The 14,634-nt window shown below is 61.5% G+C and carries 21 protein-coding genes; 2 read left to right on the forward strand and 19 right to left on the reverse strand.

All coding sequences use genetic code 11. The annotated features are described in order from the left end of the window. Nucleotides 1–6: 6 nt before the first annotated feature. The 6 genes from JN414_RS14905 to JN414_RS14930 all read right to left on the reverse strand — a co-directional run bounded on the left by JN414_RS14905 (nt 7) and on the right by JN414_RS14930 (nt 5,249). On the reverse strand, nt 7–282 hold the full coding sequence (locus JN414_RS14905; RefSeq protein ID WP_010516001.1) for a VirB3 family type IV secretion system protein: 276 nt from the start codon (nt 280–282) through the stop codon (nt 7–9). Next, nucleotides 282–650: a TrbC/VirB2 family protein gene (locus tag JN414_RS14910; protein WP_197690714.1), complete on the reverse strand. Its 369-nt coding sequence runs from the start codon at nt 648–650 to the stop codon at nt 282–284. Before JN414_RS14910 ends, JN414_RS14905 begins: the two co-directional genes overlap by 1 nt. Then, the gene (trbB, locus tag JN414_RS14915) at nt 647–1,603 is read right to left on the reverse strand and encodes a P-type conjugative transfer ATPase TrbB (RefSeq protein WP_373867616.1); all 957 of its coding nucleotides are present in this window, start codon (nt 1,601–1,603) and stop codon (nt 647–649) included. The genes JN414_RS14910 and trbB overlap by 4 nt, the downstream gene beginning before the upstream one ends. Nucleotides 1,604–1,797: 194 nt before the next feature. After that, complete coding sequence (locus JN414_RS14920; RefSeq protein WP_202205760.1) at nt 1,798–2,244, reverse strand: CopG family transcriptional regulator; 447 nt, start codon at nt 2,242–2,244, stop codon at nt 1,798–1,800. A 7-nt stretch (nt 2,245–2,251) separates the two neighbouring features. Beyond that, on the reverse strand, nt 2,252–4,252 hold the full coding sequence (locus tag JN414_RS14925) for a conjugal transfer protein TraG (RefSeq protein WP_202205761.1): 2,001 nt from the start codon (nt 4,250–4,252) through the stop codon (nt 2,252–2,254). Nucleotides 4,253–4,598: 346 nt separating this feature from the next. After that, nucleotides 4,599–5,249 carry an abortive infection family protein gene (locus tag JN414_RS14930; RefSeq protein ID WP_202208602.1) on the reverse strand — a complete coding sequence of 217 codons (651 nt, stop codon included), beginning with the start codon at nt 5,247–5,249 and terminating at the stop codon, nt 4,599–4,601. A 389-nt stretch (nt 5,250–5,638) separates the two neighbouring features. Between JN414_RS14930 and JN414_RS14935 the strand changes: the two genes are divergently transcribed. Together JN414_RS14935 and JN414_RS14940 are read left to right on the forward strand one after the other, a co-directional pair. Then, nucleotides 5,639–5,893, forward strand: a complete 255-nt coding sequence (locus tag JN414_RS14935) for a type II toxin-antitoxin system Phd/YefM family antitoxin (RefSeq protein ID WP_088364985.1) — start codon at nt 5,639–5,641, stop codon at nt 5,891–5,893. Then, nucleotides 5,893–6,321, forward strand: a complete 429-nt coding sequence (locus JN414_RS14940; RefSeq protein WP_202205763.1) for a type II toxin-antitoxin system VapC family toxin — start codon at nt 5,893–5,895, stop codon at nt 6,319–6,321. The genes JN414_RS14935 and JN414_RS14940 overlap by 1 nt, the downstream gene beginning before the upstream one ends. A 13-nt stretch (nt 6,322–6,334) precedes the next feature. Here JN414_RS14940 and JN414_RS14945 read toward each other — a convergent pair whose 3' ends face one another. From JN414_RS14945 to JN414_RS15005, 13 genes are all read right to left on the reverse strand, one after another. Continuing rightward, nucleotides 6,335–8,074, reverse strand: coding sequence for a VirD2 family relaxase/mobilization nuclease (locus tag JN414_RS14945; protein ID WP_202205764.1), 1,740 nt, complete (start codon nt 8,072–8,074; stop codon nt 6,335–6,337). A 282-nt stretch (nt 8,075–8,356) separates the two neighbouring features. Then, nucleotides 8,357–9,073, reverse strand: coding sequence for a lytic transglycosylase domain-containing protein (locus tag JN414_RS14950; RefSeq protein WP_202205765.1), 717 nt, complete (start codon nt 9,071–9,073; stop codon nt 8,357–8,359). Nucleotides 9,074–9,077: 4 nt separating this feature from the next. Beyond that, entirely contained in the window at nt 9,078–9,416 is a 339-nt protein-coding gene (locus JN414_RS14955) for a DUF736 domain-containing protein (RefSeq protein WP_039733991.1), read from the reverse strand. Nucleotide 9,417: 1 nt separating this feature from the next. Continuing rightward, entirely contained in the window at nt 9,418–9,975 is a 558-nt protein-coding gene (locus JN414_RS14960) for a S26 family signal peptidase (RefSeq protein ID WP_202205766.1), read from the reverse strand. Next, nucleotides 9,972–10,469, reverse strand: a complete 498-nt coding sequence (locus tag JN414_RS14965) for a DUF2840 domain-containing protein (RefSeq protein WP_202205767.1) — start codon at nt 10,467–10,469, stop codon at nt 9,972–9,974. Before JN414_RS14965 ends, JN414_RS14960 begins: the two co-directional genes overlap by 4 nt. Then, nucleotides 10,466–11,545, reverse strand: a complete 1,080-nt coding sequence (locus JN414_RS14970) for a replication initiator protein A (protein ID WP_375781690.1) — start codon at nt 11,543–11,545, stop codon at nt 10,466–10,468. The genes JN414_RS14965 and JN414_RS14970 overlap by 4 nt, the downstream gene beginning before the upstream one ends. 13 nt (nt 11,546–11,558) lie before the next feature. Further along, nucleotides 11,559–11,810 (reverse strand): AlpA family transcriptional regulator, encoded by a 252-nt coding sequence (locus JN414_RS14975; RefSeq protein WP_202205769.1) that lies wholly within the window; start codon nt 11,808–11,810, stop codon nt 11,559–11,561. A 220-nt stretch (nt 11,811–12,030) separates the two neighbouring features. Continuing rightward, nucleotides 12,031–12,579 carry a DUF2285 domain-containing protein gene (locus tag JN414_RS14980; protein WP_237388884.1) on the reverse strand — a complete coding sequence of 183 codons (549 nt, stop codon included), beginning with the start codon at nt 12,577–12,579 and terminating at the stop codon, nt 12,031–12,033. Between the two features lie 19 nt (nt 12,580–12,598). Beyond that, nucleotides 12,599–12,865, reverse strand: coding sequence for a transcriptional regulator domain-containing protein (locus tag JN414_RS14985; RefSeq protein WP_237388889.1), 267 nt, complete (start codon nt 12,863–12,865; stop codon nt 12,599–12,601). Nucleotides 12,866–12,955: 90 nt separating this feature from the next. After that, a complete protein-coding gene (locus tag JN414_RS14990) occupies nt 12,956–13,219 on the reverse strand; it encodes a DUF2285 domain-containing protein (RefSeq protein WP_202205770.1) in 264 nt (87 codons plus the stop codon). Between the two features lie 131 nt (nt 13,220–13,350). Beyond that, nucleotides 13,351–13,635 (reverse strand): XRE family transcriptional regulator, encoded by a 285-nt coding sequence (locus JN414_RS14995; protein WP_202205771.1) that lies wholly within the window; start codon nt 13,633–13,635, stop codon nt 13,351–13,353. Between the two features lie 182 nt (nt 13,636–13,817). Further along, nucleotides 13,818–13,955: a hypothetical protein gene (locus tag JN414_RS15000; protein ID WP_202205772.1), complete on the reverse strand. Its 138-nt coding sequence runs from the start codon at nt 13,953–13,955 to the stop codon at nt 13,818–13,820. Nucleotides 13,956–14,297: 342 nt separating this feature from the next. Then, nucleotides 14,298–14,621, reverse strand: a complete 324-nt coding sequence (locus tag JN414_RS15005) for a DUF736 domain-containing protein (RefSeq protein ID WP_202205773.1) — start codon at nt 14,619–14,621, stop codon at nt 14,298–14,300. Nucleotides 14,622–14,634 lie beyond the last annotated feature (13 nt).

Here is a 14,634-nt window from a genome sequence, read left to right on the forward strand (position 1 = left end):
CCCTCCCTACGCCCGCAGCCAGGCGGGATAGCGAAGATGCCGCCGCCCTACCTCAATGAAGAAAGGATCGCGCTTCGCTCCCCAGACCGCGAGCCCATGGCCGACGATCCAGAATGCTGCCCCGATCAGCCACAGCCGCAGACCGAGGGCTATGGCCGCCGCCAGCGTGCCGTTGGCTATGGCGACGGCACGGGGTGCCCCACCCAGCAGGATCGGGTCGGTCAGCGAGCGATGCACCGGGACATGAAAGCCCGGCACCGCGTCATCGTCATATCCCGCCATCAGATCAGCGCCCCGCCGGAGAAGGAGAAGAAGGACAGGAAGAAGCTGGACGCCGCAAAAGCGATGGATAGACCAAAGACGATCTGGATCATCTTGCGGAACCCGCCGGATGTTTCGCCAAAGGCCAGGGTCAGGCCGGTCACGGTGATGATGATCACCGAGATGATCTTGGCCACCGGCCCCTGCACGGATTCCAGAATCTCGTTCAGGGGCGTTTCCCACGGCATGCTGGATCCTGACGCCCATGCCGATGACGCGAAAGCAAGCGACAGCAGCATGGAGGTTCCGAACAGACGCATATCCGGCACATGCCGGTCGGGACGTGCGACAGCGCACACAATGGCGCGCAGACGTGAAGTCGATCTCATGATGACTCTCCATTGGCAGAGCGGGATGTTTCGGGAGAAGAGAGGCTGACCGGACGGATGCGATAGGCGCCCGTCACGGGAACAAGGCCATCGATTTCAACCAGTTCGGAAAGGCGGCGGGAATTGCCACGCCCCGAAAGCACGGCGATGACGTCGATGGTTTCGGCGATCATGGCGCGTGGCACCGTGACCACCGCCTCCTGTATCAGCTGTTCCAGACGATACAGGGCCGCCAGTACCGATCCGGCGTGCAGCGTGCCGATGCCACCCGGATGGCCAGTCCCCCATGCCTTGACCAGATCAAGGGCTTCGGCTCCCCGTACCTCACCGATGGGGATACGGTCGGGACGCAGCCGGAGACCAGAGCGGACAAGGTCCGAAAGCGTGATCACACCTTCACGGGTGCGCAGGGCAATGAGATTGGGCGCCGTACATTGCAGTTCGCGCGTGTCCTCAATCAGCACGATGCGATCACCGGTTTTGGCCACCTCGGCCAGCAGGGCGTTGACCAGGGTGGTCTTGCCCGTGCTGGTCCCGCCCACGACCAGGATGTTTTTCCGTTCCGAGACCGCATACCGCAGGAAATCTGCCTGTGCATCGGTCATGATCCCGGCGGCGGCATAGTCATCAAGGGTGAAGACAGCAACGGCGGGTTTGCGGATGGCGAAACTCGGGGCTGTCACAACGGGCGGCAGCAACCCCTCGAACCGCTCACCGGTTGGCAGTTCCGCCGAGACGCGTGGCGCACCCTCATGCACCTCCGCTCCAACATGGTGCGCAACAAGACGGACAATGCGCTCGGCATCGGCCGACGTGATGACGTCGCCCGTGTTGGCCATGCCCTCGGACAGCCGATCGATCCACAGTCGCCCGTCCGGATTGAGCATGACCTCGACGACACCGGGATCGGCAAGGTGACCCGCAATCGCTGGTCCCATCGCCGTGCGCAGCATGGACATGCCGCGTACCCTGGCCCCTTCATGGATGACGGAAACCGACATGACCTTCCCCCGTATGGGCCGAACGCGACGGACGAACAGCGACGGGGATCATTAAGAAAGGCTGGAAACAGCGCGTTTCAACAGGAATTCAAAGGTCGTAGGACTGCGGCGAAACGTAGGGCAAAAATACTTGCGAGGTGCGGATTTTATGCCTCCGGTTCATCCGGTGCGCCGGGGTCCAAAACATCCTCCGGGATTTCCTGCTGGAGTCTCGGTCCCTGGGCCAGCCTTCGGCCAAGGGCTGCAACAAAATTATCGTAACGTGCCCCGGCCTGCGCGCGCGCCGCCTTCGCCGCCGGTTCAGGCAGCGGTGGGGTCGTGGTCAGCCAAAAGCGGATAAACAGCGCCAGGGTCTCCACCGTGATGCCAATATCACGCTCCAGCCGCGCGAGGCGCCGGTCCTGCCGGTCAAGACGCTTCGATGTGGCAGCCTCGCGGCGCTCCTCGCCGTCGGGCGAAAGGAAGGAGGCAACAGCGGCCTCCACGATTAGCGACATAGGCTGTGCGCGACGGGCCGCATAGGTGGACAGGGCCTTCATCACCTCGGGATCGAGATAGACGGAGATCTGGGCTTTCTTTTTCGGCATCGCCATATCTGCCTCACAGTCCAAGTTCATCGCCGCGGTCGAGCGACGCCTGCCGGGCGACACCGCGCATGAGATCGTTCATCCGGTTGTTACGGGGTGCGATGTCGTCGAATTCATCGGTCGGGTCGGGTGTGAACTCGTTCTCCATCGGCTCTTTCTTCTCGACAGTGCCTTCGCCCAGTTCAGGCTGAAAGCGTCGGGCGGACTGGTTCGGATCTTCTTCCTCATCGTCCGTGGCCGCTTCACCTGCTCCCGTGTCCGGAACCGGTGGCCTGGGGGGCAAGGGCTGGCTACTCCAGTCATCCGGACAACCGTCCTTGGGACGTGTGGGCTTTGGCGGTGGAAGAACACGCTCGCGGAAGCGGTCATCCTCGAAATAACGGGCCTTCTTTGCACGGATCGGGTAGAGGCCGGAGACCATGACGATCTCATCGGACGGGGCAAGCTGCATGATCTCGCCAGCCGTCAGCAGCGGGCGCGCCGTTTCCGAGCGCGAGACCATCAGATGGCCCAGCCATGGCGAAAGACGGTGGCCCGCGTAGTTCTTCATTGCCTTCATCTCGGTGGCGGTCCCAAGCGCGTCCGAGACACGTTTCGCGGTCCGCTCATCGTTGGTGGCGAAGCTCACCCGGACATGGCAGTTGTCGAGGATCGAATTGTTCGGTCCGTAGGCCCGTTCGATCTGGTTGAGAGATTGCGCGATCAGGAAACTTTTGATCCGGTAGCCCGCCATGAAGGCCAGCGCCGATTCAAAGAAATCCAGTCGCCCGAGAGCGGGGAATTCGTCAAGCATCAGCAGGAGCCGCCGCCGCTGTGCCGCCGCATCAAGATCTTCCGTCAGGCGGCGCCCGATCTGGTTCAGGACCAGACGGATCAGCGGCTTGGTGCGGCTGATGTCAGACGGCGGCACGGTAAGGTAGAGCGTCACCGGGCGATCGGCGCCGACGATGTCGGCGATCCGCCATTCACAGCGCCGCGTCACCTCTGCAACCACTGGATCGCGATAGAGGCCAAGGAAGGACATGGCGGTGGACAGCACACCCGACCGCTCGTTGGGAGACTTGTTCAGCAGTTCGCGCGCGGCCGAGGCCACGACGGGATGCGCACCGGCATCGCCAAGATGCTTCGTCCGCATCATCGCCGACAGCGTTGTGGCGATCGGGCGCTTCGGGTCCGACAGGAAATTGGCGACACCGGCCAGGGTCTTGTCGGGCTCGGCATAGAGGACATGCAGGATGGCGCCGACCAGCAGGGAGTGCGAGGTCTTCTCCCAATGGTTGCGCTTCTCCAGACTGCCTTCCGGGTCCACGAGGATGTCGGCGACGTTCTGGGCATCACGGACTTCCCACTCTCCACGCCGGATTTCCAGTAATGGGTTGTAGGCAGCAGAGGTCACATTGGTTGGATCGAACAGCACGACACGCCCGAAACGGGCACGGAATCCCGCCGTCAGTTCCCAGTTCTCGCCCTTGATGTCATGGACGATGGCGGAACCCGGCCAGGTCAGGAGCGTGGGAACGACCATGCCCACGCCCTTACCGCTTCGCGTCGGTGCGAAGGTCAGGACGTGCTCCGGCCCGTCATGCCGCAGATAGGCTTTGCGATACCGGCCCAGCACCACCCCGTCCGGGCCAAGTAGTCCGGCCTGGGCGATTTCATCCGGCCCTGCCCAGCGCGCCGATCCATAGGTCTCGATCTTCTTTGCCTCGCGGGCACGATGAACGGACAGAGCCACGGCAGCGGCGAAGGCCAGCACACCGCCCGACCCTGCGATCCAGGCTCCGCGCGCAAAAATCTGCGGGGCATAGGCGTCAAAAGCATACCACCACCAGAAAAACAGCGGAGGCGCATAGACCGGCCAGCGGTGAAACAGCACGAACCAGGGCCGCCCGAGTTCGGGCTGGAAGCCCAGCTCCCAGGCCGTCCACTGGGTAGCGCCCCACCAGGACAGGAGGATCATGGACAGGACCACCGCGACCTGTCCCCATTGAATACGTGTTCCGGGCTGTTCCATCTGCGCTCTCCGATCCATAGGAGAAACAGCGGACAGCCGTCATTTTATCGGAAGCAAGCAGCTTGTTGCCCCGATCGTGCCCGGTCGTTCAGGAGCGAAAAAATACTTGCAGGGTGCGGCAGGCTCTCGAATTCTCTCAGAATACGCGCACGATCTGCATTAAGGAGTCGAGACTTGGCAAGGCAAGTTATTCATACCCCTGCGTCTCATGAACAACTGGGGTTTCTGAGCAAAAAGTTCTTCAACCTTTAACCCGTCACCGTGTTTCGCTATTATTCCGACCACATAGCATATACAGGAAGACATTTTTTCCTTACTCGACACAAAATTCGTGTGATCCTTGGGATTACTCAAAAAGCTCCAAGACGTATGCGCACACCGTATGTGCCGAATGTATTGCAAGCCTTGCATGACGCGGCTTGATTGTAATGTTCTGAAACTGTTCTTCCGATCTCCCATGCGCACTGCTTTTGGCATTACGCAGATGTGCAATGCCATCAACGATACTGTACAAACCTGATGCAATCCTCTTGAGGTCTTTATTATCCCAATCGGCTGGCCTCAGCCCGATCACGTCTGCTGCCGATTTCCAGAGTTCCGCAAGCGTATCAGTTGTATTATAGGCCTTTCGTTTGTGATCAAGATACGCCTTAAGCACAGCCTCAAGAACATTCCCGGCATATTGGGCTGCAGCATGCGGATCTTGTTCGATCTGCGAAAGTGCCCTCTGAATCTCGATATCAACAGATTTGAGGCCGTATTTCTTGACACTCTCATCAAGCGATATGGTCGATACGGCACCTCCTTTAACAATATTGCCCCCCCGAACATATGTCAGGCCTTCGCGTGTCAGTGTCTCGCGGATACGATCTTTTTCTGCCGCCAACTTCGCAACATGGTCATCAGTGGAATTCAGCCAGAACGTATTCCCAGGTGACTGTTTTTCCAAAAAATCATCCAATATAGAGCCGAGAATTTTCAGCGGTTCATTGGACATTAGATTAATCTCCCTCAGCCATGCCTGAACTTTCGTTGCCTTGCTTCCGTCTGGGATTGGCTCCGGAGCACCCGAGAACAGAAACAACGCATCTATGTCAGCCTGAGTATAACGATCAGGGAAAATCTGACTTAACAACCCAATAATGCTGGTAGGTATTTTTTCTATCACATTCACAGCGTTAATTACTTTTCGGTTTGGTTTTTAATTGAAAGAAAATGCGACCAAAAATTTAACCTACATTTCTCTTTGCTGCCAGCATCTGCGCCAGACCGGCAGCCCTGATGGCAAGATACCTGTGCATGGCCCAAACGGACGAGCATGGAATTTACTAGCCTCCTCGTCTCAAATGTAGTAACGTAACTACATTATGATAGGGAGGCGATGAAATGAGCATCACCACGCTTTCAAGCCGAGAGTTTAACCAGGATACCAGCCGAGCCAAAAAGGCGGCAGCCGATGGACCGGTGTTCATCACTGACAGGGGCAGGACTGCCCACGTCCTTCTCAGCATCGAGGAATACCGGCGATTGACGAACCACCCACGAAAAATCGCGGACGCGCTGGCGATGCCGGCACTGGCGGACATTGAGTTCGATCCGCCTCGCGCCAATATCACGCTCCGCCCGGCCGATTTTTCCTGATGTTCCTGCTGGACACGAATGTCATTTCCGAACTGAGGAAGGTCCGCGCCGGGAAGGCCGATCCAAACGTGGCGCACTGGGCCGACAGCGTGGAGGCGGACGATCTGTATCTTTCCGCCATCACCGTCATGGAACTGGAAACCGGCATCCTGCGCATCGAGCGCCGGGACAGCGCGACGGGCATGATCCTGCGGACCTGGCTGGAGCAGCTTGTCCTTCCCGAGTTCGCAGGACGCATCCTGCCGGTTGATGAAACGGTTGCGCTGCGCTGCGCCCGATTGCATGTCCCCGATCCCCGCTCTGAACGTGATGCGCTCATCGCCGCAACCGCGCTGGTTCACGGAAAGACCGTCGTGACCCGCAACGTCGCTGATTTCCTGCCATGCGGCGTTCCCCTGCTGAACCCGTGGGAACTCCAGCCTGACTGACAGGAGCGCCCGTTCACAAACCCAGCCCCCGGTTGCGGGTAAAGCTCCAGTCAATCCCACCATCGCCACGCGCAACCCCGGACACATGCTGCCCGTGCTGTTTTTCCAGCGAGGGCGTCCAGGGCACAAGCTGGAACTGGAGCCCGTCATCAATCATCGCGTAGCGACCGGACGCCAGCACCATGCGCTGACGATAGGTGCCCGTGACGTAATCTCCCGAGGCCGACTGGCTGAATGTCCGGCCAGTCTCGGTGGCAAGCCGCTCTCCGACTTCCCGCACCTCACGGTCCTTGAGTGTCCCGATCAGGTTGCGCGCCAGGATCACCCCGTGCGCCCGACGTTCGGCAAGACCCTGCTCGATCAGTTGCTCCGCGCGGCGCTCCATCGCCTCACGTACTTCGGCGCCAAAACCCGCCTGCCCCAATGCGACAGGATCACGCGCCACTGCCTGCCGATCGAGCCAGGTGGCCCCGCGCACCGTTACCTGACTCTCGATCGACAGGTCAGAGCGCACGGCCAGCGCCACACGACGTTGCCCCTTCCTGTCATCGAAGGCGCGCAATTCGACCACCGAACCCATTGCCCCGTCCCCTGTGGCGTCAAGGTCGGGGAAACGGACATGATGCGTGCGACCGTCCACGCCGTCGATGACGGCATAGGCCGTACCTTTCAGTTCGTCGTCCAGCCCCCGATCGACCAGCCTGCCGATGACGGAAACATCCAGGCTTTCGCCCGCCAGCACATAACTCGATGTGCTCCGCTCGATCCCGCGCTCGGCCAGCGAGCGGTGGATGCGCTTGATGATGTCGCCCCGCTCCCCAAGTTCGCGCAGCGTCGCCTCGGCGGACTCGTCGAGCGTCCATTGCCCCGCCCCGATCTGATGGGCGAGGCCAAGCCCTTCCAGGCGGCGCAGGCGGCCGACCTTCAGGGCCTCGAACGGGTCAGGCTGCCGATTCGGCGCTGGCGCCATGTCGATGATGCCGTTACGGCCCGCATCGCGGGCGAGCTGCCGGTCAAGCTGGGTCCAGTATTCAGCATCGACCTGACGTTCCAGGGCGCGCTGAATTTCGATGTCGTTGCGCTGCCCCAGTTCCTGCGTCACCAGATCCTGAGCGCGAGCACGTAGGCCGTCCTTGATATAATCCCGCGAGATCACGAGATCGCTGCCATCCTCGGCCACGCCACGCACGAGGATATGGACATGGGGATGCCGGGTGTTCCAGTGATCCACTCCCACCCAGTCCAGTTTCGTGCCGAGATCTTTTTCCATCTGTCCAACGAGTTCGCGGGCATAGCCCTTGAGGTCGGCCATGTCTGGCGCGTCTTCGGGCGAGACGATGAAACGGAAATGGTGGCGGTCGTCCTCACAGCGCTCGGCGAACGCCTTCGGGTCGGCATCATCGATGCCAGGACCAAAGAGCCGCGCCTTCTCACCGTCCTTCGTCACCCCTTCCCGGCGCAGGTAGCGAAGATGGGCGGCGAGCGGCGCCTTGCGCCCACTGTGACGTACGACACGGGCCTTGACGGTCACGCGACGGGCACGGCTGGTCAGTAGGCGGTTGGCCCTGGCTGCCGCGACACGGCCACGCCCGAAGGACGAACGGGAACCGCCGCTGCTGCGGCCCGATCGGAACCCGCCACCTCCGGCGCGCTGGGCCGAGGCGAGGGCCTGGGCAACAAAGGGCTTGAGCCGCTGGGCGCGTGGTGAGCGGATGCGACCCAGACGGGGCTGGAAGTCATTCTCGCGGGCCATCAGACCCTCCAATGTGCGAAAAAGCCCGGAGCAACAGGGCAAAACAGGGTCGGCAAACATTGCCAGCAAAAGAGAAACCTTGCCGGGAGAACGAAAAAACGCAGGAAAACCAACACCCCAACCGAGGCGCAATGTGCGCCCTTTTATCTCGCCTCTCATTCCCCATGGCCCAGAGCGCCCACTCTCCCCCGCCAGCACCCACCTCGCGATGATTTCCTCTGCCCTGAGAGTCACCCGCGAACCGTGGAATACCGGAAGAAGGGAGAGCCGCAAGACGCGCATTCACGGCAGTAATCCCGATGCGGCAGAGACAACGAACAGCCCATCGGAAAGCGGCCTGACAGGCGCGAGACCATGCGCGATGATATCACTTCGAACACCATGCGACGGCGATTTCATTGCAACCGGAACGCCTTTCCCCGCATCGCCCGACTGCACGGCAAAAACCGGCGCGCGGGTCCAGAACAGCGGGTCGGGATGCGAAACCGACAGAGATGGATTTGCAACGCCCTGACCGATCAGGGGTAGCAACCCGGCGACATAGGCACGCGTTTCGGGTGGCAGCGGACGTTGTCGATCCCGGTAATCCTCGTAGCGTCCCGGCCCGGCATTGTAGGCTGCCAGAAATCCCGGAGAGCCGTACCTGTCGTGCATCTCGCGCAGGAACGCAGCGCCCGCAAGAATGTTGTCATGCACATCGAATGGATCGCTTCCCAGCCCGTAACGGGCACGAAGGTCGGCCCATGTCGCGGGCATGATCTGCATGAGTCCACGCGCGCCTTTCGATGAAATCGCGCTAATATCACCACCGCTCTCAGCGCTCATGACGGCCCGTATCCATGTGGCGGGAATGTCGAAGCGCTGCACAGCTTCAGCGATCACCGCACCATAAGGATCGGTGTCAGCGGGCGCTGGAACCGATGCCGCCCATGACAGGTCAGGTGCGCTCGATACGCCGATTGCAATGACACCGACAGCGAGGAAGAAGATGCGTCGCATCGTCTCATTCCCCGCGTTCGACACGTCGTGACGGACGCGTCCAGTTCAGCACCCAGACCGCACGCTCCCCACCGGCACGGAAGAGATTGGCACGGATCGGTTGTGCAAAGGCGGGGTCGTCGAGGGCTACGGCGATGTATTCACCAGCCCTCTCGCCGGTGCGTTTCCAGCCCGCACCAACCTCCGGGCCATCGGCATCGGTGAGATGGATGCGGTAATCCGGAGCATGTTCGGCGTCGGAAAACTCGGCTGGAACGAGAAGGATATCCTGCGCCACGGTGAGGGTACGGATGCGCCCGGCAAAGCCGGTTTTCGTGCGCGTGAAAAGACCGATCTGTGCCATTTCATTGCCCTTTCGAGGACGGATTGAAGGTCACGGTGACAGGCTGCCTGCTCCCGGACGAAAGCCAGACTGGGGTTGCACTGCCGATGACGGTGGAGAGGGACAACGGGCCGAAATATCGCCCGTCGAGACTGCGTGGCTCAGCCGGGTTCATGACGAAGACCTGACCGGGAGCGAGGTGTTGGCACCCCTGCCAGACGGGGAGCGGACGTCCCCGATGATCGCCGGATTGCGCGTCACCGGCAGGTTTCCCGTCGATGGTTATGCGCTGCCCCGTACGGCACACGGACTGCCCTGCGATAGCCGCTACAGGTTTGAGCAGGGATACACCGAGCGGGAGATAGCCGCGCATTGCCAGCAGCATCGCCTCCTGCGCGGGCAGACGGACAGCGACCAGATCACCGACATGCGGCGCGGAGTTCCTATGCAATCGATAGAGCCCGACGGGCACGCTCGCCGTCTCGTTCCAGATCAGCCGTGGCGCAGGATGAACGACCATCGACGCACCCACGCCGAGCACGGCGAAATAGGTCGCAAAGAACCAGCCACGCCGGGTCATGACATCACCTGCCGCCGCTTGAGCCATGCTGAATGCTGCGCGCGCGTATAGGCACGGGGCTCATGTCCGGCAGTGATGCGATGGTGCAGATGCCGCCAGTATTCGGGCGCCGCATCCGCCGGATCGAGACCCAGCGCCTCAATGGCATCGACCGCCCGGAGCACATGTTCGACCCTCGGCCAGCTATCGACACGCAGGAGGATTTCGCCGCCGGGACGCACGAACGGCAAAGTCTGGAACACTTCACCAGCCCTGACGGCCCGCACGATATCCAGCCGGGAGACGGTGATACCGAGGTCATTGGACGCCCAGCGCACGAAGGCGAAAACACTTCCTGGCGTAAAGCTGGAAATGCGGCGGCGGTCATCAAGGATCTGCTCGTCGCTGCAATGCCCGAAGCGCAGCCAGTGTTCGATGCGCCTGTCGATCCAGGTCAGTTCGACATGCGTCAGTGCCGCCGCATGCCGGTGGGAGATAGGAGAGTGCCGGGTCATGGCCCGTCTCCCGGCCCCTTGAAGGGGGCAATGGACGGGCAAGAGGGGTTATCCGCAGAACGGGGCTTCCCATCAACATAAGAGTTAGAATCTAAGTTAGATAAGTTAAGGGCCGGAATCGCCGTTTCAGGCCAAAGACTTAGCTGGGGTTTGTGCGTGTGAAGTCCCGATAGTCCTGCGTGTGATGTCCCGATAGTGGATGCGTGTGAAGTCCCGATACCATTCACATAGTTATCCACAGGATATGTGGATAAGTCAGTTGGCAGGATGCGCAGCAACTCGCGCACGCCGGCACGTTCAATGCTCAGGCGATAGCCAGGCAAGGGTTGGCAGGCGGCGGCACGCCGGATCTGGATGGCAAAATCCGAGGGACGCATCAGGCTCCCGGATTTCTGGTGCAGATGCCCGATCTCGAAAGTCCAGCCGGTACGTTGGCGACCAGCATGTTTGCGGGCGACACGGTAGAGCCAGCGCTCAATGCCACCCGTCAGCCGGAAATAGGCCGGGTCGATGGCCAGCACCAGCGAACGGTCGATCACGCCACGATAGAGCCATTCCGGAATGACGATCTCGACACCAGCGGCTCGACCGTTTCGGCTGGCACAGATTTCCCACTCGGTAATCCAGGAAAACTGCTGCCGTCGCCAATTCTGGCCGTTGCGGATCGTGGTGGCGACCACGGTGGACTGGAGCCGGGCAAGTGCCGCCCTGAGGAGCCCATAATCCCGCGCCCCGGTCTGTCGGCCAATACCGGTGAGCAACTGGTAGGGGGTGAAGCGCAGGAATCGTGACGTTGTCAGGCCGAGATTTTCCGCCTCGACAATCTGGCTGGCAGCCCAGATCAGCACGTCAGCGTCCCAGATCGTCGCCATGCCGTGCTCGGGCATCCCGAACACCTCGACGCGCGTGTCCCCTGCCGCGTAGAGGATTGGCGTCGTGCGCTTCGTTTTGGACAGCGAGAAAAACGGTCGCTCCATCAGATCACGCTGGTCGCGCGGGCTGATCTCGCCGCTGGCGACAACGAACGGCAGGAGCCTGCTGCGCTCGCTGGCCGTGAGGGTATGGCGAGCCTGCATGTCCATCCTCCCCTCACCGGCGATCAAGGCCGGCGGAGCGGGCCTCGTCATAATTCGGATCAGAGGTGGACCGGCAGGCGCTGGCGGTGGCCCAGGCGTCGAGGTCGTCGATCAGGTAGACGACACGACCGCCAAGCTTGCGGAAGGTTGGGCCACTGCCATGGCAGCGGTATTTTTCCAGCGTGCGGGGAGAAAGGCCTAGAATCTGCGCGGCTTGATGTGTGCGCAGGTAGCGCGCCGGTGACGGCGCGTGTCTTTCGAACATGGTACGCCTCCATCTGGTCTTGAAGCGCCGCGGGGATGGTGCGGCGGATCGGGATGACGGTGGCGGAGAAAGCAGGCGTTGGGGGTGGACGAAGATTTTTCGGACTCAGTGTCCACCCCCGCGCGTCGGAGCGTATGCAGGAGGTGCCGGGCGCAGCCGAACGTGAAGCAGCGTGAGGAAATTGGGGGATCGCAGCGCGAAGGAGCAGAAACCGGCTATGTTATCGCCCGCGTAAAAAATCCAGATAGCCGCCGCTGACCCGGTTTCGGGCGTCAAGAAGCAGGCGCTCCACATGGCGACGCGCCGCCGTATTGCGCCATTCCACCGCCGGTAAAGCGGCCTGCCATGAACGATTGACCGCGATGGCGATATCACGGGTGGTGCCGCCCGCTTCGTGAATATCGAAGGCGAGCAGGAGCTGCATCTGCCGCGCGCGCTGCAGCGGCGTGAGTTGAAGAGCGCGCGGAAGCAGGCCAACGCGCTGACCGCGCTGCCTGCGAAAGAAACGCAGCGCCACGTCGAGACGCAGTTCGGCGGCGTCATCCATCGGCAGGAGCACGGCAGGTTTACCGATGGCCAGTGGGCTCAGGAGCCGAAGGTAAAGATCGCCCGCCACATCGCCGATCACCAGCCACATGTCGTCTTCCGCATCATGACGGGCCAGGATGGTTCCAAGCACCACCGGATTGATCGGGGTCACGATGGCGAAATCCGATGGCGCGGGTGTGAGGATCAGCGTGGCCGGGGAAACCTCGGGCCGCCAGACCATGCGTCCCTGACGGGCGGGTTCATCGGGCGCATGGACAAAAGCAGAGCCCCCAGCGCCGGGCGAACGCCGCGCACTCGGCGGTGGAATCCACGCCCCGACGGCCGATCCGCCGTTGCAGACGGGCATAATCGCGGCGATAGATGGTGTTGCGGCGGAGAAATTCGACGGCGAAACCGGAGCGGTCCAGACGGCTGATATGGTCGCGCAGTTCCGATGAACGCCAGAAAGATGTGGGCATACGGGCCTCCCTGTCTGTCCCCCATGCGGCAAAAGGGGGAGCTTCCATCAGCCAGATCGGGAGCGGCAGTGCATAGACCCTGATTTTTTATCAGGGAGAGAAGCGCAGGGCCGATGCGCGAGCCGGGGCGAAGCCCGGCTATTGCAGGCGCGGTTGCAACAGATGCTGGAAACCGGCTTCGGTCATCCAGCGCGCCCGTGCCAGATGCCTGTCATGAACAGCCTTCGCACGTACCGGTTCACGAACCGGATCAATTTCGAACAGCACGGCAACGACTTCGCGCCAGTCCGCCCCTTCCTCGTCTGCTACCAGAAGGCGCAGATAGAGCCCGAGATGCGCTTCGTCGTAGGCGTTCACCCGTTGGGTGAGAGGGGGATGGTCGAGGAAAGACGGGTCCGTCATGACGGTTCCTCATGATACCGCGACCAGATCGGTTCGATAACAAAGATCGGGATTGCTGACCGGCCCGGTTCGCATGACCCCGCCAGAAATCAGCGCGCTCAAAGGGCAAGGAATGACATGACTGGAGCGGATCAGGACGATTCCACCCGGCCGCGCCCCCGGCCCTGCCGCGTCTGAATATTGGAAGTCTCGTTAAGAAACATGACGCCGCGTCCCTGTCCGGACTCGATGAACAGGATGCCCGCCGCTTCCAGTGCGCGGCGGACCTGATCGATCGTGCCCTCATGAACGCCCAGACCGCGTTCGGATTCAAGGCGCTTGAGCGCGGTCAATGCTACGAGGGCCTTTTCAGCGAGCCTTTCCTGTGTCCAGTTCAGAAGTGCCCGTGCCGCCCTTACCTGTCGGCCAGTGATCATCCGCGATCACATCCGACACGCAAGGTCTGCACACCAGAAATACGACTATAATAGTCGCTTTATGGAAATTCAACATCGTTCTTTCCGGGCGATGGGAAAAAGGAATCGGCGTCCACGCACCATTCAGGCGGCTCCAGCCCTGTCGGACAAGGCCATCGGGCTGACCGGAAAAAAGCCCCCCGTCAGGCGGGGGGCTGTGCATCGCGTCGGGCAAGCGCCTCCTTGAGTTCGCGTTCGATCTGCCGGCGCTCGCGTTTACTGAGATGAAAGCTGGTGAGTTCGGCCCGCAGCATCTGAATGTGGTCGTGTAGCGTGGTCATCGTCCTGCTCCTTTCGTTTCTTGAAGACAGGACGGACGGCTCATGCCGGGGCGGACCGGGTCAGGGATCGCCGCAGGCGACCGGCTTGCCGGCGCGTGGGGGAGCCGATTTTGTTCGGCGTGCCCGGCACGGGTGCGTCGGGCAAAATTGGGGGGACCACGTGTCCTTGACGCGGTTCGCCCTCGCGCATGGTACAATGGGAAGGCTGAGGGAAAGCCTCATGTTCCTCCTGCGTCTCACGTCGGGCGACCTGCGCTGCCGCCCGCGCCCCGGAAGAGCACGTGGAAAAAAGACCCGGAAGGCCCCGCCCGGGGAGACCGGGCGGGGTTGGTGGTGGGGAGCTTACTCCCCGTTCCGGCTGCGGGGCCGGGTCCAGATCAGGGAGTAGCCCTCGCCTTCCTCGTCGGTGAACAGATTGGCGAAGATCGGGGCGGCGAAGGAGGGATCATCCAGCTTCAGGCTCAGATAGGTGCGCCCTTCGCTGGAGCGGCGGGTCCAGGCCGCACCGAGTTCAATCCTGCCCAGATAGACGCGGTAATTGGGGGCGTTGTCGTTGGGACGGTTGGTTTCTGCCACCAGACGGACGTTGCGGGCCTGCAGGGCCAGGGTGACGATTTCGCCTTCGAAGCCTTCGCCCACCTTCTTGAAGGAACCGATGTTAGCCATTGTCGTATCTCCA

The sequence above is a fragment of the Gluconobacter sp. Gdi genome (assembly GCF_014132155.1).
GTDB lineage: Bacteria > Pseudomonadota > Alphaproteobacteria > Acetobacterales > Acetobacteraceae > Gluconobacter.